The organism is Streptomyces sp. NPDC056948, from assembly GCF_042674225.1.
GTDB lineage: Bacteria > Actinomycetota > Actinomycetes > Streptomycetales > Streptomycetaceae > Streptomyces > Streptomyces purpurascens.
The window spans coordinates 1-24307 of sequence record NZ_JBHUQX010000035.1 but is presented as its reverse complement, the minus strand read 5'-3'; the positions used below and the strand labels follow the sequence as shown (position 1 = coordinate 24307).

At 70.0% G+C, this 24307-nt stretch carries 20 protein-coding genes; 12 read left to right on the top strand and 8 right to left on the bottom strand.

What is annotated here, in order from left to right; genetic code table 11:
* The first annotated feature begins 33 nt into the window (after window positions 1-33).
* Window positions 34-1227: an exo-alpha-sialidase gene (locus ACFTZL_RS07030; RefSeq protein ID WP_382579242.1), complete on the top strand. Its 1194-nt coding sequence runs from the start codon at window positions 34-36 to the stop codon at window positions 1225-1227.
* On the opposite strand, the gene ACFTZL_RS07025 is transcribed toward ACFTZL_RS07030, so the two are convergent.
* Genes ACFTZL_RS07025 through ACFTZL_RS07005 form a run of 5 tightly spaced genes read right to left on the bottom strand, consistent with a single transcriptional unit; the run spans window position 1224 to window position 7776 of the window.
* The gene (locus tag ACFTZL_RS07025) at window positions 1224-2156 is read right to left on the bottom strand and encodes a dihydrodipicolinate synthase family protein (RefSeq protein WP_382579240.1); all 933 of its coding nucleotides are present in this window, start codon (window positions 2154-2156) and stop codon (window positions 1224-1226) included. The two genes, ACFTZL_RS07030 and ACFTZL_RS07025, sit on opposite strands and share 4 nt — an antisense overlap.
* The gene (locus ACFTZL_RS07020) at window positions 2153-3196 is read right to left on the bottom strand and encodes an oligopeptide/dipeptide ABC transporter ATP-binding protein (protein ID WP_382579239.1); all 1044 of its coding nucleotides are present in this window, start codon (window positions 3194-3196) and stop codon (window positions 2153-2155) included. Before ACFTZL_RS07020 ends, ACFTZL_RS07025 begins: the two co-directional genes overlap by 4 nt.
* On the bottom strand, window positions 3193-5166 hold the full coding sequence (locus ACFTZL_RS07015; RefSeq protein ID WP_382579237.1) for a dipeptide/oligopeptide/nickel ABC transporter permease/ATP-binding protein: 1974 nt from the start codon (window positions 5164-5166) through the stop codon (window positions 3193-3195). The genes ACFTZL_RS07020 and ACFTZL_RS07015 overlap by 4 nt, the downstream gene beginning before the upstream one ends.
* Window positions 5163-6125, bottom strand: a complete 963-nt coding sequence (locus ACFTZL_RS07010) for an ABC transporter permease (RefSeq protein ID WP_382579235.1) — start codon at window positions 6123-6125, stop codon at window positions 5163-5165. Before ACFTZL_RS07010 ends, ACFTZL_RS07015 begins: the two co-directional genes overlap by 4 nt.
* A 22-nt stretch (window positions 6126-6147) precedes the next feature.
* The gene (locus ACFTZL_RS07005) at window positions 6148-7776 is read right to left on the bottom strand and encodes an ABC transporter substrate-binding protein (RefSeq protein WP_382579234.1); all 1629 of its coding nucleotides are present in this window, start codon (window positions 7774-7776) and stop codon (window positions 6148-6150) included.
* 245 nt (window positions 7777-8021) lie between these two features.
* Between ACFTZL_RS07005 and ACFTZL_RS07000 the strand changes: the two genes are divergently transcribed.
* Window positions 8022-8735 carry a FadR/GntR family transcriptional regulator gene (locus tag ACFTZL_RS07000; protein WP_382579233.1) on the top strand — a complete coding sequence of 238 codons (714 nt, stop codon included), beginning with the start codon at window positions 8022-8024 and terminating at the stop codon, window positions 8733-8735.
* A gap of 73 nt (window positions 8736-8808) precedes the next feature.
* Entirely contained in the window at window positions 8809-9243 is a 435-nt protein-coding gene (locus ACFTZL_RS06995; RefSeq protein WP_382579232.1) for a protein phosphatase, read from the top strand.
* A gap of 18 nt (window positions 9244-9261) precedes the next feature.
* Here ACFTZL_RS06995 and ACFTZL_RS06990 read toward each other — a convergent pair whose 3' ends face one another.
* Window positions 9262-9717, bottom strand: a complete 456-nt coding sequence (locus tag ACFTZL_RS06990; protein ID WP_382579230.1) for a GNAT family N-acetyltransferase — start codon at window positions 9715-9717, stop codon at window positions 9262-9264.
* Between the two features lie 68 nt (window positions 9718-9785).
* On the opposite strand from ACFTZL_RS06990, the gene ACFTZL_RS06985 reads away from it, so the two are divergent.
* The 8 genes from ACFTZL_RS06985 to ACFTZL_RS06950 all read left to right on the top strand — a co-directional run bounded on the left by ACFTZL_RS06985 (window position 9786) and on the right by ACFTZL_RS06950 (window position 20598).
* Window positions 9786-10547, top strand: a complete 762-nt coding sequence (locus tag ACFTZL_RS06985; protein WP_382579229.1) for an SCO2525 family SAM-dependent methyltransferase — start codon at window positions 9786-9788, stop codon at window positions 10545-10547.
* A 40-nt stretch (window positions 10548-10587) separates the two neighbouring features.
* Window positions 10588-11517 (top strand): hypothetical protein, encoded by a 930-nt coding sequence (locus tag ACFTZL_RS06980; RefSeq protein ID WP_382579227.1) that lies wholly within the window; start codon window positions 10588-10590, stop codon window positions 11515-11517.
* A 317-nt stretch (window positions 11518-11834) separates the two neighbouring features.
* Window positions 11835-12671, top strand: a complete 837-nt coding sequence (locus tag ACFTZL_RS06975) for an aminotransferase class I/II-fold pyridoxal phosphate-dependent enzyme (RefSeq protein WP_382579226.1) — start codon at window positions 11835-11837, stop codon at window positions 12669-12671.
* A gap of 47 nt (window positions 12672-12718) precedes the next feature.
* Window positions 12719-13699, top strand: a complete 981-nt coding sequence (locus ACFTZL_RS06970; protein ID WP_382579225.1) for a 2-hydroxyacid dehydrogenase — start codon at window positions 12719-12721, stop codon at window positions 13697-13699.
* Complete coding sequence (locus tag ACFTZL_RS06965; protein ID WP_382579224.1) at window positions 13686-17969, top strand: caspase family protein; 4284 nt, start codon at window positions 13686-13688, stop codon at window positions 17967-17969. The genes ACFTZL_RS06970 and ACFTZL_RS06965 overlap by 14 nt, the downstream gene beginning before the upstream one ends.
* Before the next feature lie 29 nt (window positions 17970-17998).
* A complete protein-coding gene (locus ACFTZL_RS06960) occupies window positions 17999-18859 on the top strand; it encodes a hypothetical protein (protein WP_382579222.1) in 861 nt (286 codons plus the stop codon).
* Between the two features lie 104 nt (window positions 18860-18963).
* Entirely contained in the window at window positions 18964-20112 is a 1149-nt protein-coding gene (locus ACFTZL_RS06955) for an abortive phage infection protein (RefSeq protein ID WP_382579221.1), read from the top strand.
* A gap of 48 nt (window positions 20113-20160) precedes the next feature.
* Window positions 20161-20598 (top strand): VOC family protein, encoded by a 438-nt coding sequence (locus tag ACFTZL_RS06950; protein WP_382579220.1) that lies wholly within the window; start codon window positions 20161-20163, stop codon window positions 20596-20598.
* Here the strand turns inward: ACFTZL_RS06950 and ACFTZL_RS06945 are convergent.
* Together ACFTZL_RS06945 and ACFTZL_RS06940 are read right to left on the bottom strand one after the other, a co-directional pair.
* Window positions 20595-22067: an alpha/beta hydrolase gene (locus tag ACFTZL_RS06945; RefSeq protein WP_382579219.1), complete on the bottom strand. Its 1473-nt coding sequence runs from the start codon at window positions 22065-22067 to the stop codon at window positions 20595-20597. The two genes, ACFTZL_RS06950 and ACFTZL_RS06945, sit on opposite strands and share 4 nt — an antisense overlap.
* A 440-nt stretch (window positions 22068-22507) precedes the next feature.
* Window positions 22508-23386: a helix-turn-helix transcriptional regulator gene (locus ACFTZL_RS06940; protein ID WP_382579217.1), complete on the bottom strand. Its 879-nt coding sequence runs from the start codon at window positions 23384-23386 to the stop codon at window positions 22508-22510.
* Window positions 23387-23489: 103 nt separating this feature from the next.
* Here ACFTZL_RS06940 and ACFTZL_RS06935 point away from each other — a divergent pair, with 103 nt between their 5' ends.
* Window positions 23490-24185 (top strand): SDR family NAD(P)-dependent oxidoreductase, encoded by a 696-nt coding sequence (locus ACFTZL_RS06935; RefSeq protein ID WP_382579216.1) that lies wholly within the window; start codon window positions 23490-23492, stop codon window positions 24183-24185.
* Window positions 24186-24307 lie beyond the last annotated feature (122 nt).

Sequence of the window (24307 nt, the reverse complement as noted above, 5' to 3'; positions counted from 1 at the left end):
GGCACGGTCCGACGCCCCCGTTTCAGGAGCAGGATGAGACTCGTCAGCCGCACCCTCCTCGTCACCACGGTCCTCCTCACCGGCCTCACCGGCCTCACCGCGACGACCACCGCCTCGGCCGCCCCCGGCTGCACGTCGTCCGTCCCGTACGTCTCGGGCGAGGGCGGCTACGACACGTACCGCATCCCCGCCGCCGTCCCCACGGGCAAGGGCACCGTCCTCGCCTTCGCCGAGGGCAGACGCGGCGGCGCGGGGGACACCGGCGCCATCGACGTCGTCCTCAGACGCTCGGCGGACGGCGGCTGCACCTGGGGTCCGCTCACCGTCGTCGCCGCCGGGAAGGGCGACACCCGGGGCAACCCGGCACCCGTCGTCGATCCGCGCACCGGCGCGGTCGTGCTCCTCACCTCCTACAACAGCGGCAAGGTGACGGAGGCCCAGATCATGCGGGGCGAGGTCACGCCCGAGCAGAGCCGCCGGGTGTTCGTACAGCACAGCCGGGACGACGGCCGGCACTTCACCGCACCCCGCGAGATCACCGCGCAGGTCAAGCGCCCGTCCTGGCGCTGGTACGCGACCGGCCCCGGCCACGCGATCGCCCTCACCCAGGGCCCCTACGCGGGCCGGCTGGTCGTCCCCGCCAACCACTCGGCGGCCCCGCCCGCCGGCTCCCCGGACACCGGCCAGGAGCCCCGCCACTACGGCGCCCACGCGCTCCTCAGCGACGACGGCGGCAGGACCTGGCGGACGGGCTTCGTCGACGACTCCTACGACGGGGTGAACAACGCCAACGAGTCGATCGCCGCCCAGCTCCCCGACGGCAGGGTCTACTTCAACGCCCGCGACCAGCACGGCACCAGCCCCGGCAACCGTCTCGACAGCCACTCGCGCGACGGCGGCCGGTCCCTCGACCGGCCGTACACCGTGCAGCCCACCCTGAACGACGTCCCGGTCGTCCAGGGCAGCGTCCTGCAACTCGCCGGAAAGCGCGCGCCGTTGCTGTTCTCCGGCCCGTCCGTCCCCACCGCTCGCCGGGCGATGGCCCTCTGGCGCAGCACCGACGGCGGCGCCACGTTCACCAAGGCGCTGACGCTCTCCCAGCAGCCCGCGGCCTACTCCGACCTGGTGCCGCTCGGCCGGAAGACGGTGGGGATCCTCTACGAGACGGGAGCCCAGGGGACCTACGAGACGATCGAGTTCCGCCGCCTTCTCGTCGGTGACCTTTAGAGCAGCCCGGCCGCCGCCAGGTACTTCCCGACCCGCTCCACCTCGTCCGGCGACAGCGGCACCTGCGGCTCCGCCGTCGCCGGGCAGTCGATCACGCCCCGCAGGTGCAGCGCGGCCTTGAAGGCGCCGATCGCCGAGGAACCGGGGCCCATTCGGGCCGGGTCGCCGACCGACACCATGCCGAACAGGGCGCACAGCCGCTCCTGTTCGGCACGGGCCTCCTCCCGGTCCCCGGAACGGCACAGGCGGTCCAGGCGGACGTAGCCGTGCGGGTCGACATTGCCGAGGCCGGGCACCGTCCCGTCCGCGCCGAGCGCGAGCGCCGCGTCGACGATCAGCTCGGAGCCGGTCAGCACGCTGAAGCCGGTGATGCCCTGGCGGTCCCGGGCGCCGGTCAGGACCTGGCGGAAGGCGGCCAGGTCGCCGCTGGAGTCCTTCAGCCCGGCCAGGACACCGTCGGCGGCCAGTTCCAGGACCACGTCAGCGGGCAGCTTCGTGTGGACGGCGACGGGAAGGTCGTAGGCGATGACCGGGACCGGGCTGCCGGCCGCGACCGCGCGGTAGTGGCGGGCGATCTCCGCCGGGTGGGTGCGGGCGTAGAACGGGGCGGTGACGACGACCGCGTCCGCTCCGGCCTCCGTCACCGACGCGACATGGTCCAGGACCCGGGCCGTCGTCATGTCGATCGCCCCGGCCAGCACCGGGAGCTGTCCGCTCACGTGGGCCGCGACCGACTCGACGACCAGTCTGCGCTGCCGGTCCGGCAGATATGCCGCCTCGGACGTCGAGCCGAGCACGAACAGTCCGCTCACCCCGCCGGCCAGCAGATGGTCGACCAGCCTGAGCAGCGAGGGGACGTCCACCTCGCGGTCCGGTGTCAGGGGCGTGCACACGGGCGGGATGACACCGGTCAGCGGGGTGAGGGTCATGGAGCCTCCATCGGGGCGCTCTGGCGGACGAGGTCGCGGGTCGACTCGTCCTCCTGGACAGGATGGTGGCAGCGGAAGCGGTGGGCGGGGGCCGACGCGGCCGAGAAGTCCGGCATCGCCTCCGCGCACGTCCCGTCCGCCTTCCAGCAGCGCGTCCGGAACGGGCAGCCGCTCGGCGGGCGCGTCGCCGACGGCACCGGACCGACCAGCGGGATCGGGTCGATCGGGTCGAGCAGGCCGGGCGTGGCGGAGAACAGGGCGCGGGTGTACGGGTGCCGGGCCCGGTCGGTCACCAGGGCGGCCGGGGACTCCTCCACGATCCGGCCCAGGTACATGGTGATCACACGGTCGCTCATCCGCCGCACCGTCTGGATGTCGTGCGAGACGAAGACCAGGGCCAGGCCCAGGCGTTCCTTCAGATCCAGCAGGAGGTTGAGGATCTGCGCCCGGACCGACACGTCCAGGGCGCTCGTCGGCTCGTCCGCCACGACCAGGTCCGGGTCCAGCGCCAGCGCCCGGGCGATCGCGACGCGCTGCCGCTGCCCGCCCGACAACTGGCCCGGCAGGGCGTCGGCGAGGGCCCGGGGGAGACCGACGAGGGACATCAACTCCCGCACCCGGTCCTCGCGTTGGCTTCTGGTGCCCCGGTCGTGCACATCCAGCGGGTCCCGCAGGATCTGCCGGACGGGCAGACGGCGGTTCAGGGCCGTCGACGGGTCCTGGAAGATCATGCCGGTACTGCTGCCGACGGCCCGTCGGCGCTCGGCGGCCGGCATCGCCCACAGGTCCCGGCCCCGGAACGACACCATCCCTCGGGTCGGCCGCTGCACCCCCACCAGCACCTTCGCCAGCGTGGACTTCCCGCAGCCCGACTCGCCGACCACACCGACGGTCTCGCCGGGCGCGATGGCCAGGTCGGCGCCGGTCAGGGCGTACACCCGGTCCCGGGTGAACAGGCCGCCGCTGCGGGCCTTGTGGACGACATGCGCCTCCGCCAGCTCCACCAGGGCCGGACCGGGCGGCTCGACCAGTTCGCTCATGACACCGCCTCGGGCTCGGTGGCCGACAGCTCTATGGCCGGGTGATGGCAGGCCGCCGTGTGTGCCTCGGGGCCGGCCAGGACCGGAGCGGTCGTACGGCAGATCTCGCTCGCGCGCGGGCACCGGTCCGCGAACCGGCAGCCCGCCGGGAAGTCGGCCGGAGACGGCACGACGCCCTTGATCTGCGTCATCCGCTCCTGCGCCGACTCCAGCGACAGCACACTGCCGAGCAGGCCGCGCGTGTAGTGGTGGGCCGGTGCCTCCACCAGGTCGGCGGTCACGCCCGTCTCCACGATCTGCCCGCCGTACATCACCACCACCCGGTCGGTGACGTCCGCGATCAGTGCCAGGTCGTGCGAGACGAGGACCAGCGCGAAGCCCAGCTCCTCGCGCAGTCGCAGCAGCAGCTCTATGACCTGGGCCTGCACGGTCACGTCGAGGGCGGTCGTCGGCTCGTCGGCGACGATCAGCTTCGGGTCGCGGGACAGGGCCATGGCGATCAGGACGCGCTGGCGCTGCCCGCCGGACAGTTCGTGCGGGTAGCTGCGCAGGGTGCGCTCGGGGTCGAGGCCGACCATCGTCAGCAACTCGGCCGGACTGCGCCGCCCGCCGCGCCTGACGACCTGCTTGAGCTGGGCGCGGATCGTCATCGCCGGGTTCAGCGACGACAGCGCGTCCTGGTAGATCATCGCCATCTCGTGGCCCAGCAGCTTGCGGCGTACGCGCATCGGCTCGGCGATCAGATCCCGCTGCCGGAACCGCACCTGTCCGCTGACGCGCGCCCCCTTCGGCTGAAGGCCCATGACCGCCAGCGCGGTCAGCGACTTGCCGCAGCCCGACTCGCCGACCAGGCCCAGCACCTCACCGGGATGCACCTCGAAGCTGATGCCGTCCACGATGTCCACGCCGCCGTGCCGCTGGTCGAAGCCGATCGCGAGGTTCTCCACCGCGAGCACGGGCTGACCGTCCCGGGGCAGCCGGCGGGCCCGGGCCCGCAGCCGCCGGGCCGCCTCCGCGAGCCCGGGCAGTTGCACGACCTCCCCGCTGCCGGGCTCCGGAGCCTGCAGCCGGTCGTCGCCGGGCGCGTCCACCTCCCGCGCCGACGGGGCCGCCCAGGCGTCGGACACGCCCTCGGACAGGATGTTCAGCGACAGCACCGTGACCAGCATCAGCAGCCCGGGGAACACGGTCGCCCACCAGCCGCCGGTCAGCACCATGTTCTTGCCGTCCGCGATGACACTGCCCCAGGACGGGTCGGGCGGCCGTACACCCGCCCCGATGAAGGACAGCGACGCCTCGAAGACCACCGCCTCGGCGACCTGGACCGTGCAGAACACCAGCACCGGCGCGGCACAGTTGATCGCCACGTGCTTCAGCACGATGTGCGGGGTCCGGGCGCCGATCACCCGTTCCGCCGTCACATAGTCCTCGCCGTACTGATCGAGGACGTTCGCCCGGACGACCCGTGCCACCGGTGGCGTGAACAGGAACGCGATCGCGCAGATCAGCACCGTGATGCCACCGCCGAACACCGCCACCAGCACGGCGGCCAGCGCGATGCCCGGGAACGCCATCACGACGTCCAGACAGCGCATCAGCGTCTCGTCGACCGCCTTGCGCGAGGTGGCGGCGATCGCCCCGAGCAGCGCGCCGACCACCAGCGCCAGACCGGTGGCGCCGAGCCCGATCGCGAGCGACCAGCGCGCCCCGTACATCAGCCGGCTGAGGATGTCCCGGCCGAGGCTGTCCTGGCCCATCCAGTGCGCGGCGGAGGGATGCCCCGTGCCGTCGACCGGCGGCTGCTGGTCGAGCGGGTCGTGCGGGGCGAGGACCGGAGCGAGCAGCGCCATCAGGACGACGACCGCCAGGAAGCAGACGGCGACCTTGGACAGCAATGGCAGCCGGCGCCAGCCGCGCAGCCGCACACCGGGCCGGGACAGCGTCTCGGTGAGGCTCTTGCGGGTCATCATGTGGTCGCATCCCTCAGTCGCGGATTGACCAGCAGGTAGAGGACGTCGATGACGAGGTTCACGACGACGAACCCGGCCGCCGTGGTCAGGACGACGCCCTGGACGACGGCCGGATCGCCGTTCTTCACGGCGTCGATCATCAGCTTGCCCATGCCGGGCAGCGAGAAGATCGTCTCGATGACGACCGCGCCGCCGAGGAGATAGCCGACCCGCAGGCCGAGCACGGTGAGGGGATTGATCAGGGCGTTTCTGAGGACGTTCCGCCCGACCACGACCCGGGGCGGCAGCCCGCTCCCGATCGCTGTCCGTACGTAGTCCTTGTCCAGCTCCTCCACCACGGCCGTCCGCACGATCCGGGTCAACTGTGCCGCCACCGGCAGGGAGAGGGCGAAGGCGGGGAGCGTCATGGTCTTCAGCCAGCCCGTGAAGGAGTCGGCCGGGTTGATGTAGCCGCCGGTCGGGAACCAGCCCAGGTCGACCGCCAGATACTGGATCATCAGCAGCGCCAGCCAGAAGCCGGGCGCGGCGACGCCGGTCAGCGACACGACCCGGATGATCTGGTCGGGCAGCCGGTCCCGGTAGATCGCCGCGGTCACCCCGCCCAGCAGGGACAGGACGACCGCGATGCCCAGGCCCAGGAAGGTGAGCTGGAGGGTGAGCGGCAGCGCGGTGGTGACCTGGTCGATCACCGGCGCCCGGGTCAGCGCGCTGGTGCCCATGTCGCCGTGCAGCACGTCGGCGACGAAGTCCACGTAGCGCACGGGCAGCGGGTCGAGCAGGCCGTGTTCCTCCCGGAAGTCGTGGAGCTGCTGGGGTGTCGGGTTGGCGCCCTGGAAGAACGCGGACGCCGGGTCGACGTCCGAGAACCGCATCACCAGGAACACGAACAGCACGATGCCGAGCATCAGCGGCACGAGCAGGGCGATACGGCGGAGCAGAATCCGTACGACGGCGATCACGTGGCGAAGGCCCTCCTGTCCGCTAGGCCCACTTGGCCTGGAGGAGGTTGATTCCGGGGTACGGCTGCGGCCTTATCCCGCTGAGCCGTTTCGGGTTCCAGGCCGTCATCAGCTCGTTGTGGACGACCGGGTAGAGCACGGCCTGTTCGGCGACGACGTCGATGTAGTCCTGGACCATCGTCGTCTTCTTCCCGGCGTCCGGCTCCCGGGTGGCCCGGTCCATGTCCCTGAAGAGCGCCTTGGCGACGGAGTTGCCCGCCCACCGCGTGTACTGCATCCACAGGTTCTCGGGCCCGTAGTTGTAATGCATGATCAGATCGGCGTCGAGGCCGAACTGGTTGGGGTTGGAGGCGGCGGCCACCACTTGGTAGTCCTGCTTCTGGTCCATCTTGGTGAAGACGGCCGTGGTCTCCTGCGGCGACAGGGTCGTGCGGACACCGATCGCGTCCCAGGAGGACTTGATGGTCGGCAGGCAGTCCACGATCCAGCTCACGTTCACGGCGAGGATCTCGACGCTCAGCCCCTTGACCCCGGCGGCCTTGAGCAGCGCCTTCGCCTTGTCCGGGTCGTAGTCGTAGACGGACTTGGCCCGGCGGTAGGACGGGTTGCTCTCGTCGAGGAAGGAGCTCGCCGGCTTCCCGCGGCCCTTGAGCGCGACCTCCACCATCTTCTCGGTGTCGATGGCGTAGTGCAGGGCCTGGCGCACGCGCACGTCGTCGAAGGGCTTGTGCTTGGTGTTGAACATCAGGAACAGGTTGTTCATCCCGGCCCCGCCGGCGACCGTCAGACCGCCGCTCTCCAACTGGCCGATGTTGGCGTACGGGATGTTGTCCGCGATCTGCGCCCCCGCGCTCGACCCCGAGATCTTCGCGACGCGGGGCGCGGCGTCCACGATCGTCAGCCAGTTCATCTTCCGGAAGGCGGGCTTGCGCGGCCCGTTGTAGCCGGCGAACGCCTCGAAGGTGGTGTTCGACTTCGGATGGTGAGCGGTCTGCCGATACGGCCCCGAGCCGATCGCCTTGCCCTTGATGGCCTCGTCCCAGCCACCCGGCACGGAGAACACGTGCTTCGGCATGATCTTGGCGAGCGTCAGCCGGGAGAGCCCGTCCGGGAAGGGGAACTTGAGCACGAGTTCCACGTTCTGCGCGTCGATCTTCCGGACCTCCTTCAGCCAACTCGCGAAGAACCCCTTGGCGAGGGTCTGGGTGTCCGGATCGAGGATCCGCTCGAAGACGAACACGACATCGTCGGCGGTGACGGGCTTCCCGTCGTGGAACTTCGCACCGGCCCGCAGCGCGAACTTCCAGGACGTGCTGTCCGGGTCCTTCGGCACCTCGGTCGCCAGGGCCGCGTACGGCTCGCGGGAGATCGGATCGGTGTCCAGCAGACCCTCGTAGATGTGGTTGTTGGCGGCCATGCAGAACGCGGACGCCGTCTGGGTCGGGTCCCAGCTTCCGTCGTTGCCGTAGCCGATCACCGCGGTGAGCGTCCGGTCCTGGCCGTCGCCCCCGCCGGTCTCGTTGGTGGACTCCGGCCCCGACGAACAGGCCGACAACGACGCGGAGACGGCGGCGGCCGCGCCCAGCGCGCCGGTGTACTTCAGGAAGGTCCGGCGGTGCGGCGCCGGTACGTCGTGGGTCACGTCGCGCACGGGTCCTCCAGCGGAGAGGTCTGGAAAGGGTGTGAAGGGGCGGGAGATACGACGTCCTACGTCCTGCCGGTCAGCGCGACCATAGGAGGGGGCGTGGGGGCGGTCAAGGGGTCGCACACGAATGGCGTATCTGCCAGAGGTCGCACCAATGACACTGTGAAATGGCATGAGTTGACGGCCTATCAGGACGGGCTCGGCACTGGGTACCGCCAGAGGTGGGACGTGGGACGTTCGAGGCGCGTACGATGCGGCGCATGTCCGAGGAGCCCAGGACCAGCCGGATACAGCGCCAGGTCGTCCAGCTCATCCTCGACCGCAGACTCACCGCCGGCGCGCCGCTGCCCACCGAGGCCGAACTGATGGAGTCCCTCGGCGTCAGCCGCAACTCCGTCCGCGAGGCCCTCAAGGCCCTCCAGGCCCTCGACATCGTCGAGATCAGACACGGCTACGGCACCTATGTCGGCAAGGCCTCCCTCACCCCGCTCGTCGACGGCCTGACCTTCCGCACCCTGGCCCGGCACGACGACGACACCGCCGCCCTCGCCGAGATCCTCCAGGTCCGCGAGGTGCTGGAGGAGGGCCTGATCCGCCGGGTCGCCGCGACGGTCACCGAGGCGGAACTGGACAGGCTGGAGGGCGTGGTGACCCGCATGGAGTCGGCCAGTGCCATGGCCCGGTCCTTTCCCGACCTCGACCGCGAGTTCCACGAGGCCCTGTACGCCTCCCTCGGCAACGCCCTCGTCCCCCAGCTCCTCGGCGCCTTCTGGACGGTCTTCCGGCGAGTCTCCGGCGCCCGAGGCTGGACCGACGACCCCACCCCCGAGATCACGGTCCGCCGCCACCGCGACATCGTCACCGCCCTCCGCGCCCGCGATGTGGAGGGCGCGCAGCGGGCGATGGCGGTCCACTTCCGGGGGATCGAGGCGCGGGCGGCGGAGGAGTCGCGGGGGGTGGGGTGATTCCGCTCCGGAATGATTTCGCTGCGAGGTGATGCGGCTCCCGGTCGAGCGGCCGCGGAGCATGATGAGGGGCGTGACCGAACTGTGGAACGAGAGTGACGCCGGCGTCCTGAGACTGCCTTCCGGCCGGCTGGTACGGGGACGAGGCCTCCGACACCCCCTCGACCCCGGCGCGCCCGTTCCCTCCTACGGCGTCTACCTGCTCGGCAGCCAGCCACCCGAGGTGCCCTGGGCATCGGGCTGGATCCGCTGGCCCGACTTCCGCCTCCCGTCGGACCGGCCGGCCGCCCGTGTGGTGCTGGCCGACGCGTGGGAACGGGCCGCCGGGGAGCGCGTGGAGATCGCCTGCGGTGGTGGACGCGGCCGCACGGGCACGGCCCTGGCGTGTCTGGCGGTGCTGGACGGGGTGCCGGGGGAGGAGGCGGTGGCGTATGTGCGGCGGCACTACGACCGGCGGGCGGTGGAGACGCCCTGGCAGCGGCGGTATGTGAGGAAGTTCGGGCGGTGACGGGTCGGGCCGGACCGGTCACAGAGTCAAGCTCATGATGAGGCGATCTTCGCCAGGACCGAAGTAGTTCCTGGTGGGACCAGCCGTCCCTTCTTTTTCAGCGAACCCCAGGGATCGGTAGAGGCTGATCGCGGAGGCGTTGGCGGGTTCGACGCTCAGCAGAACCTCCCGGACTCTCAGGCTCCGCAGGTGGCAGAGCGTTTCCCGCATCAGTTCGCGCCCCAGGCCCGCCCCTCGCCGACGCGGGGCGACGGCCAAGGCGAGGATCCATCCCCTGTCTCCGCTCCCCACGGCCAGGGCGTACGCACAGATCCTCTCGCTGTCGTCCACGACGACGAGAGTGAATCCGGCGTCGAACAGCTGGCGTAGGACGAAGAAGGGATAGGCGACGTCCGCGAAGACCTCTCGGTCCAGTTGCGCGATGTGTGGAAGATCCTCTTCAGTGGCGGTACGAAAGAGCAATCTGGATTCCATGTCTCCAACCGGCTGTCATGGGGCCGATACTTTAGCGCGTACGGACCGCGAGATCGCTACCTTGAAGCATGCGGTCACAGCTTCAGCCTGCCTGGGAATCGTTCGAACCTCACGATTACCTCACCAGCAACTACCTTGTCATGAACCCCAATGACGCGTCGATCATCGCGAAGGTCCGCGATCATTTCAGTGACCATTTCCAAGGACGTCGTGGGAGGCAACGGTGCGAGGGAATAGACATCGGCTCCGGCCCCAACCTCTACCCCGCGCTCGTCATGCTCCCCTGGTGTGATCATGTCTCCCTGTTCGATGTGAGTCCTGCGAACGTGCACTACCTCACCGAACAGCTGCCTTCCTACGATGCGCTTTGGGATCAGTTCTGGGACCTCCTGAGCAGCCATCAGGCGTACCAGCCCGAGGCAGGGCCGAGGAGTTCCTTCCGGGCGGCCGTCACCGTGGATGCAGCGAGCATTTTCGATCTCCGGAGCTGCTCGGGGCGCTGGTCCATGGGAACGATGTTCTTCTTGGCCGAGTCGATCACCATGACGCCCGAGGGGTTCCGCGATGCGGTGGCGTGCTTCATGAATGCTCTGCAGCCCGGCGCCCCCTTCGCCGCGGCTTTCATGGAACACTCCAGTGGATTCCGCATAGGGGCGGATCACTTCCCTGCGCACGACGTTGATGAAGGGCAGGTGCGCGACGCTCTGGTGGATCACGCGGAGGATTTGAGCATTCATCGCTGGGAGCGGGCCGACGGTCTCATTCATTCCGGTCACACGGGCATGCTGCTGGCCTGCGGGCGTCGCGAGGCCGGTCATCGGCCGTCTTGACGGTCGCCTGTCCCTATAGTTCCCTTGCCAGGCAGGTGGGTTGGCGTACTGGGGCTGCGCAGCGCTGATACGAGGGGGGCTCATGGCACAGGTGGTCCGCGCGTACGGAAACCCCAGCTGCCTCGAGGAATACCTGCCGGATCGTGACGAGCCGGTCGACCGATGGTTCACCGCTTCCAACAGTGGGAACGCCCGTGTGATCGCCAGAACGATAAGCGATCTCGCCCCGGCCGTACCTTCGGTGGTGATCGACCCCTTCTGCGGCGCGGGAAGTTCCTCCACGGCGGCCCGATTGCTCGGCATTCGATTCGCAGGCGTGGAGATCGACCCGGTGCTCGCCTGCGTCAGCCTCGCGAAAACCCAGTGCGGGCCCTCCCACGGCGCCGATCTGCCTCGGCCGCCCGAAAAACACGACGAACCGCGGCTCCGATGCCTCCGGCTGATCCGGGAGTTACAGAAGGAAGAGGGAGGCGGAGAACTGAGCGAGGATCAAATCCTGGCCGACCTGACCCGCGCGCCGGCACCGGTTCCCGGCAGCACAGTGGTGTGCGGGGATTCCACCGACCCGGCGAACTGGGCGGACCTGAGGCTTCCCGAGACGGAGGCGGTGATGTTCACCTCGCCGCCGTTCTACGGCAACTGGCATGGCCCCGATGTGCCGCCGTCCCTGCGCGCCGAGGCGTCCGACATCCTCTCCACGGCGCCGAACCGGGGACGTGCCGATGCCCGGACCGGCCAGCCTCGAGGCTACTGCGACCTCGTCGTCGGTGCTCTCCAGGCCATGGAATCGGTCGCGGTGCACGGAACCGCCGTCGTCGAGCACGAGCCCGGCGACTACGGCACCGGGAACAGGCTGGCCGTCCTGTCCGAGCGTATCCAGGGCGAGACGGCGGCTGACGTGGTCGAGGTCCTGGCGACCGGCGACTTCTCCGGAACCGGCACACTCTCCCTCGTGGTCTGCCGGTTCTGACGATGAGTTCGCAAACGCCGCGCAATCTCACGGAATTCGAGCTGATGGCTCAAGTGTCCCGCCTCGACCTCGCCGACGGGCACGCGAACCACACCCTGCATCCAGGAACGCTGAGAGCCCTGGAGGGCGCCTTCGCGGAGGCTCTGAAGGATGAGCGGCACGGTCTGGTTCACCGCGTCGAGCGTGAATTCCTGTCAGCGCTCGGAAAACACACCGGCCAACAGTATGCGGCCCACTCGTCACACATCGTCTATTCCGCCTCCGTCGGCGTCGACATCATGGCCAAGTACCTTTCTGTCCGGCGATACCGGACCGGAATGATCACGCCGACCTTCGACAATCTCCCGGCCCTCATGTCCATGACCGGTGTCGAACTGGTCGCCGTACCCGAGAAACGGGTGATGCCGGAACCCGATCTCGACGAGCTGGACCGGCTGGGTCTCGACGCCCTTTTTCTCGTCATGCCGAACAACCCGACGGGTACGGCCATGGACAGGGCCGCTGTGCGGCGCCTTGTCGAGTGGGGCGCGGAACGTCGTGTCCTGATCGTCGTGGACGCCTCGTTCCGTCTGCTGGAACCCACGGCCTGTGTCGACCTGATCGCCCTGGCGGAGGAGGCGGGCGCGGACGCGGTCACCGTCGACGACACGGGCAAGACCGTGTCCCTCCAGGACACCAAGGCCAGCGTGCTGTCCGTCACCCACCGGCTGCGGGAACCGGTCTCGGAGGTCGTCAGCCACTGTCTGCTCAATGTGTCCTGCCTCGACCTCCGGTTGCTGACGACCATCCTGACCATGCCGCCCGACTGTGACGAGATAGGGCGTGCCCGCGCCCTCGCCCGCCGCAACCGCACCGTGCTGCGCGAGATGCTGGCGGCGTGCGGCCGGACCGGATGCCTGCCGGACACCTCCCCGGGCCGGGACTCCGCGCTCAGCGTCGAATGGCTGCGCATCGGGCCCGACCGGGACCGGGTTCTGGGCCGGTGCCGTGACCAAGGGCTTCAGGTACTGCCCGGGCAGCCCTTCTTCTGGGCCGCGGACGGCGCCGGGAATCCGCCCACGGGGGAGTGGGTGCGCCTGGCGCTGCTGCGTGATCCCGAGGAGTTCCAGCGCGGCGCCGACATCTTCGTCTCAGCCCTGCGGACCGGCCCGTAAGGCCCCGCGAGGTCTGCCCCTGCCCACCCCTTGATCCTGAGGAACCCATGCCTGAGCCAGAGATCCTCATCACGGGCACCGACCTCGTGCCCGATCCGACGGTGGAGTACGTGAAGGCACGCGCCTACACGCCTCGCCGGGTCAGGCGGGACGACCTCACCGAGGGCGAGCTGATCGCGGCTCTGGACGGGGCCGTCGGCTATCTGATCGGGGGCTACGAGACGCCCACCGACAAGGTGTTCGCGTCGTCCGCCCGGTTGAAAGCGGTGGCCTTCGTCGGTACCGACTTCCGGCTCTACGTGCCGGGATGGCGTCGGGCCCGGGCGTTGGGCATGGAGGTGGTGAGCACCCCGGGAGCCAACACCCGGTCCGTGGCCGAGTTCACGCTGCTTCTGATGCTGACGCTGTCACGCTCGTTCGTCTCCGTGGCCGCCGCGGCGGAGCAGACGCACAGCGCCCCGGCCCCGGTGGGCCGCACACTGGCCGGGAAGCGTCTCGGCGTCATCGGGCTGGGCAGGATCGGGAAAGAGGTGGCACGGATCGCCCGCTTCGGCCTCGGCATGGAGGTGAGCTACACGGCGCCGCGCCGGGCCCCGGAGACCGAGGCGGAACTCGGGATACGGCACTGCCCGAAGTCACAACTGCTGCGATCGAGTGACATCGTGTCGCTGCATCGCCCCGGGCCCGCTCCCGGCGAGGGTCCCGAACTCTCGGCACGCGAGTTCGCGCTGATGCGGCCCGGCGCCCTGCTCGTGAACACGGTCCACCCGGATCTGGTCGACCTGTCGGCACTCCTGGCCGCCGTAGCGGACAAGGACCTGCGCTGCGCCTTCGACGGCCGGGGGCGGGGGTCCGCGTGGGAGGCGCTGATGGCGCTCGGGACCGATCGCTTCCTGGCCGTACCGACCATGGCCTACAACACGGCGGACGCCAACGAGGCGGCGAGCATGGCAGCGGCCCGGGCGGTGTGCGACATCCTGGACGGACGCCAGGCGGCGGAAGGAGCGTGCGCCGGTGTCCCCGACTGACCCGCCGGGCACGCCGAAGCCCCGGCGACTCCTCATCGCCACGGCTGTGGCCCACCTGCCCCGCTCGCCCGCCGGTGACCGACCCGGCCTCGTCAGCGCACGGCAGAAGATCATCGACCTCTTCACCACACGCCTCGGCTACACACACGTCAGCGATCTCGGGCTGGACCCCGACCGGAACGCCCTTTTGGACCAGTTGGAGCGGTTCGCCACGGCCCCGGACCGGCGTCCGGACGACATCGTCGCCGTTTATCTCGCAGGGCATGGCCAACTGCTCGGCTCGTCGCCGCGCCGGCACATGTTCTTTCCCGCCGACTGCGACCTGTCCAGACCCAAACAGGCCCTGCCGACCTCCCAGATCGCCTCAGTGCTGCTCGACGACACGGACATCAAGCAACTGCTCTTCCTGCTCGACACCTGTCACGCGGGCCAGGGCACGGGGGACGCCGTGGCCGCGGCCGTGGAGAGCCTGCGCCGCAGCCCGGACAACGACAACGCGGGGATCGCGTTCGTCGCCTCCGCGCAGCCGGCCCAGTCCGCGTTGGTGGAAGCCTTTCCCGAGTTGCTCACCGCGGCAGTGGACAGCCTTGCCACGGCGGGTGAGAAGCCCGAGCACCTCAGTCTGGGCTCCCTCGTCGCACACATGAACGCGAACATCAAACGGCCACCCACCCAGAGCATCGAGTGGCATGCGGCCAAGATGCTCGGTGACGTGCCCGCTTTCTTCCCGAATCCCCGGCGGCACAGCCGCACGTTCGAAGCGGATCTGGCGATGCAGCAGGCGATCGAATGGCAGGCCCAGGCAGTGCGCCGGGAAACGGAGCTGGCGCGGCGCATGCTGGTCCGTGCCAAAGCCTCCTTCGGAGACGAGGGAGGCTGGTGGTTCACGGGCCGACGACGAACGCTCACCGAGCTCACCGACTGGTTGCGGGACCCCGATGCGCTACGGCCGTCGGTGGTCGTGACCGGCGGGCCCGGCTCGGGCAAGACAGCGGTCCTTGGCCTCATCGCGGCGCTCACGAACACGGAACGTCACCACAGCGTGCCCGTCCACCTCCTCGAACTGCCGGAACGAGCCGTGCCCCGCCCCGGCTCCGTCGACGTCGTCATCTACGCCCAATCCCTGACTGACGAGGACATCCTCAACGGGCTCGCGGCCGCGGCACAGGTCAGGGCCCCCACCGTGGGCACCCTGCTGGACGCACTGACGGCGCGGGACCGGCCCTTCACGGTGATCATCGACGCCCTCGACGAAGCGGCCTCGCCGGACACGCTGACCACACAACTGATCCAGCCGCTCATCCGGTTCAGCAACGGAAACCTGCGGCTGCTCCTCGGCACGCGACCACATCTGCTCCGGCATCTGCAGACGGACGTCGAGATCGTTGATCTCGACAACGACACCTACGCCGACCGCGCGGCGCTCGGTGCTTACGCCCGGCGCGGACTCACCGAGTCTCAGCCGGGCAGCCCCTATGCCACTGCCCCTCCCTCCCTGGTGATCCAGGTCGCCCACGCCGTGGCCGATGCGGCGTTTCCCAGCTTCCTGGTGGCGCGCATCGTCTCGGGGACCCTCGCCGCACAGGACGTCCTCGCCGATCCACAGGACCCGGAGTGGTCCCAGGCGTTGCCGCGGACCGCCGACTCGGCCATGGCACAAGACCTGGACGAGCGCCTCGGCCCGGAGGCGGATCGCGCCCGGGACCTCCTGCGACCCCTCGCCTACGCCGAGGGGCAGGGCTTGCCGTGGGAGGACGTCTGGGGAGCGCTGGCTTCACGCCTGTCGGGGCACAGCTACAACGACGAGGATCTGCTGTGGCTCCAGCGCTCCACGGGCCGGTACGTGGTGGAGGCGACCGAGTCCGGGCACTCGGCTTACCGCCTCTACCACCAGGCCCTGGCCGAGCATCTGCGACGGGACTCCGACGCACGGGAAGCCCAGCGGGCGTACGTCGAGGTGCTCACGCGTCTGGTGCCGCGCAGTCCGTACCGGACCCTCGACTGGCCACGTGCGCATCCGTACACGTTGAGCCATCTCGCCACCCACGCGTCCATCTCGGGCGAGCTGGACGAACTCATGGCCGACCATGAGTTCCTCGTCCATGCCGAGCCGACGCCCCTGCTGCCCGCGTTGGAAAGGCTGACGACGGAATCCGCGCTCCGTTTGGCCGACCTCTACCGCACCTCCGCCGGCGACCATCGTCGCGCCAGTCCGCAGATCCGCCGGGAACTCCTGGCGATCGACGCACTGCGCTTCAAGGACCGGGACCTCGCCCGCCGGCTCAGCCGGAGCACTCCTTGGCGCCCGGTGTGGGCCACCGACAGTCAGATCACACGTGACTCGCAGGAACGGACCGGAGCGGTCAACGGGGTCGCCTGCGGCGAAGCCGACGGCGGTCCCGTCGCCGTCAGCGGGGGCACCGACGGCCTGGTGCGGGTATGGGATCTGCGTACCGGTGAGCTGCGCTCCGTCCTCTCCGGCCATCAGGGAGCCATCAACGCCGTCGCCTGCACCCACGTGGACGGCACTTCCGTCGCACTGACCGGGGGCGACGACTACACCGTGCGGGTATGGGACCTGTCGACGGGTGAGAGCCTCGCGGTACTGAGCGGCCAGGGCGGTGCGGTCAACGGACTGGCGTGCACGACGGTGAACCGGGCACCGGTCGCGGTCGTCGGTGGCGGCGATGCGGCGGTACGTCTGTGGGATCTCACCACGGGGGATCAACTGGCCTCCCTGGTAGGCCATCCGGGAGCCGTGAACGGAGTCGCCTGTACGACGGTGGACGACGTACCTCACGCGGTCAGTGTGGGAGCCGACGGCTCCGTGCGCCTGTGGGACCTGCAGGATCGCGTCGAACGCACGGTGTTCCACGGTCACACCAGTTGGGTCTGGGCCGTGTCGTCAACCCGCGTCGACGGCGTGCCCGTGGCGGTTTCGGGCGGTGGTGGCGACGGGCATCTGTGCGTGTGGGACCTCGACCGGCGTGCGGAACTGTCGACGCTCAGCGGTGACACCGGCTGGGTCAACGGAGTGGCCTGCGTGATCGCCGACGGCCGGCCGCTCGCGGTCGTAGGCGGCGGCGACTACACCGTCCGTGTCTGGGACCTGGCATCGGGCACACCAAGTGCCGTGCTGGAAGGGCACGCCGGCGCCGTCAACGCGGTCGCGGCCGCCGTGATCGACGGAGTCCCGATGGCGGTGACCGGCGGAGCCGACGGCTCGGTCCAGGTCTGGGACGTTCGGGCGGGCACACAGCGATGGGTGATGGAACCGCACGCCGGCGAAGGAGAAGCCGTACTCGTCGAAGACCCGGGGCCAGGATCGACGGCGTCCTCCGGAGGGTTCCGCGGCCACACCGGCTGGCTGTGGTCCGTGGCACACGCGGTGGTGGACGGTTCGTCGGTGGCGCTCACGGTGGGCGGCGACGGAGACGGGGCGGTTCGCATGTGGGACGCGCGTTCAGGAGCGCAGAAAGCGGTGCTGACCGGGCACACCGGGGCGGTCAACGCCGTAGCCTGCGCGATGGTCGACGGGGTCCCGGTAGCCGTCGTGGGAGGCGGGGGAGACTACGCGCTGCACCTCTGGGACCTCACGGATCGTCGGCACGAGACAGCGCTGCACGGACACGAGGACTGGATCTGGGGCCTGGACACCACCACGGCCGAGGGCCGTCCGATCGCTGTGACCGGCGACGCCTCCGGTGTCCTCCGCGCCTGGGATCTGAGATCGAGGGAGCAGCTCGTCTCCGCCACCGCCCACTCCGGAGTCGTCAATGCGGTCGTCTGCACCCGACTCGACGGCCGCCACGCCGTCGTCACCGTCGGTGATGACGGGCTGCTGTGCACCTGGGACCTGTTCACCGGACGTCGACTCTCCTCTCATCAGGCCCATTCCGGTGTGGCTCGCGGAGTCGCCTGCACGCGGCTTGACGACCGGGAGCTTGCGGTCACCGTCGGCGACGACGGAGCCATGCGGGTGTGGGACCTGCGGACCAGCGAGGAGGTGGCCGGCTTCGCCGGACACACCGGCGTGGTGAACGCCGTGGCGGCTCGGCGTGTCGACGGAGTTCCGGTAGCCGTGACAGTGGGCGACGACTACACCGTGCGTGCATGGGACCTGCGCAGGCGGGCGGAACTGCTGTGCTGGGCCACGCCCTACCCCGCACGGGCCGTCTCACTGACCACGGACGGGGACTTCGTCGTCGGCACAGGCCACGAGGTCCTCGCGTTCGAGCTGGGAATGACCAGTCTGTTCGCTCGCCGCTAGTCGGCATGTGGCCTGTCGGGGAGGACGACATGGCGCGCATCGTCTGCGTGCACGGAGTGGGGAAACAGCAGGCCGGCGAACAGACTCTGCTGGGCCAGTGGGTTCCGGCGCTGCGCGACGGATTGACCCGCGCCGGTGGGACGGCACAAGTCGCGGACACGGAGGTGGCGATGGCCTTCTACGGAGACCTCTTCCTTCCGCCCGGGCAACGGCTGGACGGGGACGAGCCCCACCTGGGCTGGTGGGACGTGTCCCCCGGCTGGGAGACGGAGTTCCTGATGGGGTGGTGGAGCCATGCCGCGGCGGCCGAACCACAGATAGTGGCTCCGGAAACCCAGAATCTCTTGTCCGGCACAAGCCGCACCGTGCAGGCCGCGCTGCTCGCCCTGTCACAGTCCAGGTTCTTCGCCGGACTCGCCGAGAAGGCAATGATCTCCGACCTGAAGCAGACGCACCGCTACCTCACCGATCCCGAACTGCGCACCCGCGCGCGTGATCGCGTACGAGCGCTCATCGGCCCCGACACGCGAGTCGTCGTGGCGCATTCGCTCGGCAGCGTCGTGGCCTACGAGGCGTTGTGTGCGGAGCCGGGGCACTCGGTCCGGTCCTTTGTCACCCTGGGTTCGCCGCTCGGCATACGCAACCTGATATTCGACCACATCGATCCCGTGCCCGTCAGCGGCATGGGGGCGTGGCCAGGGCCTTCCTCGACGACGTGGACGAACGTCGCCGATGCGCGGGATGTCGTCGCGCTCGTAAAGGATCTCCGGCCGTGCTTCGGCCCGCGCATCGTCTGTCACCTCGTGCCCAATGGGTCCCAGGCTCATGACGCCACCCACTACCTCACGAAAGAGGTCACAGGAGCGGCGCTCGCCATCGGGCTCGGCTGACAGCCGAGCCTCTCCTTCGGTCGCGGCACCTCATACCTTGGTCGCGCCGCCGTAGACCGACGGCCGACAGCGGACCCGGCATCCGCGTCGGCACAGTGACCGATATGGAAGAGACCAAGGGGATCAAGCAGGTAAAGGGGATCAGCCGGGCGAAGTTCCTGGCCGGGGCCGGGGCCGCGGCGGTGGGGGTCGCCGGGGCGGTGGGACCGGCCGGGCAGGCCCTGGCGACGGAAGCCGGGCACGGCCGGGGGCTGCGCCGACAAGGCGTCGTCTACACCGTCGGGGCGGGGGAGACACCGGGCACCGCGTGGAGCGCGCGCCGGATGCGGGCGGATGTGCGGGCCATCCGTGACGACCTGCACGCCGACACCATCGACGTCACGGGGGACGGCGTCGAACGGCTCACCGCCACCGCCGCCGAGGCCGCCGAACGCGGGCTGCACATCTGGCTGCAGCCGACCCTCGGGGACGCCCCGCAGCGGGACATCCTGGAACACCTCGCCGAGACCGGCCGGTTCGCGGAGCGGCTGCGCCGGCAGGGCGCGAGTGTCGACCTCAGCGTCGGCTGCGAGTTCTGGCTGTTCGTCCCCGGCATCCTGCCGGGCGACACGGCCCTGGAACGCATCAGGCACCTCCAGAACGGCACGGTCGACTGGCCGCGGACGCTGCGCCGCCTCGCCGAGTTCACGGCGAAGGCCGCGAAGGTCGGCCGCTCCGTCTTCAAGGGCAACCTCAGCTATGCCGCCGCACAGAGCATCGACGACCCGGACTGGAGCCTCTTCGACATCGTCGGCATCGACTACTACTCGTACTTCGAGAAGCGGTCCGACCACGTCCGGGAGCTGAAGCAGTACCTGCGGTGGGGCAAGCCGCTCGCCATCACCGAGTTCGGCACGTGCGCGTATGTCGGCGCCCCCGAGACGGGCGGCATGGGCTGGGACATCGTCGACTACGACAAGGAACCGCCGGAGATCAAGGGGGACCTGGTCCGCAGCGAGCGCGTCCAGGCCGAGTACGTGGGCGAGCTGCTGGACGTCTTCGCGTCGATGGGCCTGTACGGGGCGATGACCTTCGAGTTCATCAGCGCGGACGCCCCGCACCGCCCGGACGAGCCCCGGCTCGACCTCGACATCGCGACGTACGCCATCACCAAGGCGATCAAGGACCGTCCGGAGGACCCCGCCTCCGGCTGGCACTGGGAGCCGAAGGAGGCGTTCCACGCGGTGGCCCGCCGGTACGGCCGACACGGCTGACGGGCGCGGTCCGCGTCTCGGGGGGACCATGGCCGAGGAGGTGCGCCTATGGAATGGACCCTTGAGGTGGTCGCCGTACCGGTCACCGACCTGGACCGGGCCAAGGCCTTCTACGTGGACCGGTGCGGCTTCCGCGCCGAGATCGACGCGTCGTTCTTCGAGGGCGTGGGCCGCTTCGTCCAGCTCACCGCACCCGGCTCCCGCTGCTCCATCGTGCTGGAGTCCGGCATGCCGGACCCACCGGGGCAGCCGCGCATGGCCCCGGGGGCGCTGCAGGGCCTCCAGCTCTGCGTCACGGACATCGAGAAGGCCAGGGCGGAGCTGGTGGGACGCGGGGTGGAGGTATCGCCGGTCCTGCACGTGAGCGGGCCCGGCTGGGCGGAGGGCCGGGGCGAGGAGAGCTGGAACTCCTTCCTCTTCTTCCAGGACCCCGACGGCAACGGCTGGGCCGTCCAGGAGGCCCCGGCGCCGCTGGCTCAACGCTAGGCGCAGTAGATGTCCCGGCCGGGGCGCTCGCCCGTCGCCAGGAAACGGGAGACGGTCCGGTCGCCGCAGGCGTTGCCGTTGACGAGGTAGGCGCCGTGGCCCGTGGAGTTCACCGTCACCATGACGGCCCGGTCGCCGAAGGCACGCCGGAGCTCGCGGGCCCCGCTCAGCGGACTGGCGACGTCCCGCTCGTTCTGGACGAGCAGGATGTTGGACGGCCCGCGGCCGGTGATCCGGACGGCGGGCTCCCGCGGCTCGTACGGCCAGGCCGCGCACAGCATCGGGCCACGCGGCATGCCCGCCGTCAGCGGGAACTCGGCGCGGCTCTCGTCGACGCTCTTCTGGTAGTGGGCGGCGGATTTGGGCCAGGAGACGTTGTTGCAGAGGATGCCGGCGCCGACCGCCGCGGCGTTCTGCATCATCGACTCGTCCGGAGCCTCGGGCACGGGCGGCACGGTGCCCTTGCGGGCGGCGAGGATCATCTCCGCCAGCACGGGGTAGTCGTCGGGGTCGTACAGGCTGGTCAGCATGGTCTGGCGCAGGACGTTGCCGTTCAGCTCCGCCGGTTCGGCACCGGGCCAGGGGAGGGGCTCGCGGTCGAGCCGTTCGGCCAGGCGCAGGAAGAGGGGCCGTACGTCGGCCTCCTTACGGGCCAGCCGGTACTTCCCGGGCCGGGACGCCCACTTGGCGAACTCCGGGAAGTTGTCCTCCACGCCGGTCTCGAACGCGGCGAGCCAGGCGCGTCCGACGCGGGTGTGGTCGGGGTTGTTGTTGCTGTCCAGCACGATGCGGTCGGTGCGGTGCGGGAACAACTGGCTGTAGACGGAGCCGACGTAGGTGCCGTACGAGTCGCCCCACGCGGAGATCCGGCTCTCGCCCAGCGCGGCCCGGACGCGGTCCAGGTCGCGGGCGTCGTTGGCCGTGCTGAGGTGCCGTATCAGCTCACCGCCGTTACGGGCACAGGCGTCGGCGATACGCCGGGCGGTGGTCATGGTCTCGGTGACGGAGCCGTCCGGGGCGGGCCAGGGCAGCTTGGCGAGGGCGAGGTCCTTGCTCTCGAGCCCGCATTCCGCGGCACTGGAGGGAGCCATCCCCCGCGGCGCGAAGCCGATCAGGTCGTAGACGTCCCGCACCTCCTGCGGCAGCGTCTGCCCCTTGCCGGACGGATCCTCGAGACTGACCCCGCCGGGCCCGCCCGGGATGAGCAACAGCGCGCCCCGGCGAGCGGAGGGATTCTCACTCGGGATACGGGAGACGGCGATCTGGATCTTCCGCCCGTCGGGGTCGGAGTAGTCCATGGGCACGTCGACGGTGGCGCACCGCTGACGGGGGTCGAGGCCGGTGCCCTCGCACTTGGTCCACTCGAGGGACTCGCCATCAGCGGCGGCCGCACCGCTGCCCGGCCCGGCCAGACCGAGGACGACACCGGCGGCGGCGATCAGTGCGGCGGTCTTCGTGATGTGCTTCATGTGCAGCAGCGTGACCGACTGCGGGAGGCTGTCCCATCCGGGTAACTGCCGTACGCGGCAGGGGGATTACCCCAGATCGTCGAGTCGCTGCGCCCCCGCGGCGCGTACGTCGCCGCCCTGGTGCCCGAGCAGGGCGACGACGACGTGGCGGTCCTCCTGCGTTACCTCGGCTGCGCCCCGCTGGAGCGCCTCGTAGGAGCTGTCCGGTCGATCACGTCGCCGCGACGGTGGCTACGGCGGAGGGACCTGATGAGTGCAGCAGAGGTGCCTGCGCTCGCCAGAGCGCGAGACTACCGCGGGCGCCTCGGCGGTATCAGGCCGGCCGCCGCCGATCAACCGCGTCGGCGGCATGCGCACGTCCATGATGAGAGCCGTGAGCGGTCGCTTTCACTGACGGACCTGACCTCTGCTTGCTGGACGAGATCCGGCCGGCCCGATCGTTACGGCGTGGAGAACAGACCGGGCCCCGGAGGCGAGGAGCCCTCGGCGCGGACGCCGTTGGTGACCCGCAGGAACTCCAGCTTTTCCGCATCGGCGGAACCCGCGGCCACCGTGTAGACGACGAGTCGGATGTCGCAGCCTGGGACGGTGAGCACGTCGCAGTCGCAGATCACCTCACCCACCTGGGGGTGTACCACGGTCTTGCGGGCCGAGACGTGCGGGCCGACCGTGCCCTCGTCCCACAGACGGGCGAACTCCGCGCTGGTCGAACCCAGTTCCTCGACGAGGTCGGTCAGGCCGCGGTCGCGGGGGTAGTCGATGAGAGCTGTGCGCAGGTCGGCGACGAGGGCGAGTTTCAGGGCGTCGTCGTCCTGGAGCACGGGCCAGGACGCGAGCCGGCTGGGCCCTGTGGCGAAGACCGCTCGTGCCAGGTTGCGGTCGTCGTGTGTCCGTGTGCTGGGGTCGCCTATCAGTACTGACCATGCGGGGGTCCAGGAAAGCAAGGTCCAGTCGGCGCTGAACACACCCACGGGGAACTCCCCGAGGCGGGCCAGCATCCGTTGGACCCCGGCCGGAACATGCGTGGAGACCGTTCCCTCCTGGGGAGGCAGGAGGCCGGCCAGCCGGTAGGCGTGATCGCGCTCCATGGGCTGCAATTGCAGTGCCCTGGTCAGGCTCGCGACGACCTGCGCCGATGGGCTCTTGGCGCGTCCCTGTTCCAGGCGGACCACGTAGTCGACCGACAGCCCGGCGAGTTCGGCCAGTTCCTCGCGGCGCAGCCCCACCGCGCGTCGTCCGGGCCGTGAGGTCAGTCCGACGTCGGCGGGAGAAAGGCGGTCGCGCCAGCGGTGCAGTGCCGTGCCCAGGGTCTCGTCCACTCGGCCATTGTGTCCGCCTGGCCGTCGTCGTGCCTGGTACTGGCTGTCCTACCGTCACGGAGAGCACTGGTTGTCCTCTCGTCACGGGCCGAGAGTGGGACGCATGACGACCACATTCATCACAGGAGCCAACAAGTCCCTCGGGTATGAGACCGCCCGCCGCTTGATCGAGGCCGGCCACACGGTCCTCATCGGTGCGCGTGATCCGGAGCGCGGCCGGGCGGCCGCCGACGCACTCGGTGCCCGTTTCGTCCAGATCGATGTGACGGATGACGCGTCGGTGGCTGCGGCCGCCGCCGATGTGAAGGCTCGCGAGGGCGGCATCGACGTCCTGATCAACAACGCAGGCGTCTTCGGGACGCACAGCCCCGCCGATCAGATCACGGCCGCTGACGCCAGTGAGGTGTTCGAGGTCAATGTCGTCGGGATCGTCCGGGTGACGCACGCGTTCCTGCCTTTGCTGCGCAAGTCCGCGACCCCGGTCATCGTCAATGTGTCCAGCGGTATGGGATCGTTCGCGGCCACCCACGACGCAGAGCGCGTCGAGTCGAGGAACCTCGCGCCGCTCTACACGGCGTCGAAGGCTGCCGTGACCATGCTGACCACGCAATACGCGAAGTCCTGGCCGGACGTGAAGGTGAACGCGGCCGACCCGGGCTACACCGCGACCGACTTCAACGGGCACAGCGGCCCGCAGACAGTGACCGAGGGGACCGACGCGATCGTCGAACTCGCCGCCATCGGGGCGGACGGACCGACGGGAACCTTCCGCGACCGTCACGGTGAGATGGCCTGGTGACCCGGCGAGCTGCTGCCGGGCGGCGGCGGCCCTCGGGTGTCCGTCTCCGGGGGTGTGGTGTGGCGCCGCGGTAGTTACTTGTTCGGGCAGTGAATGACCCGGCGCAGGCGCCCCGGGGGTGG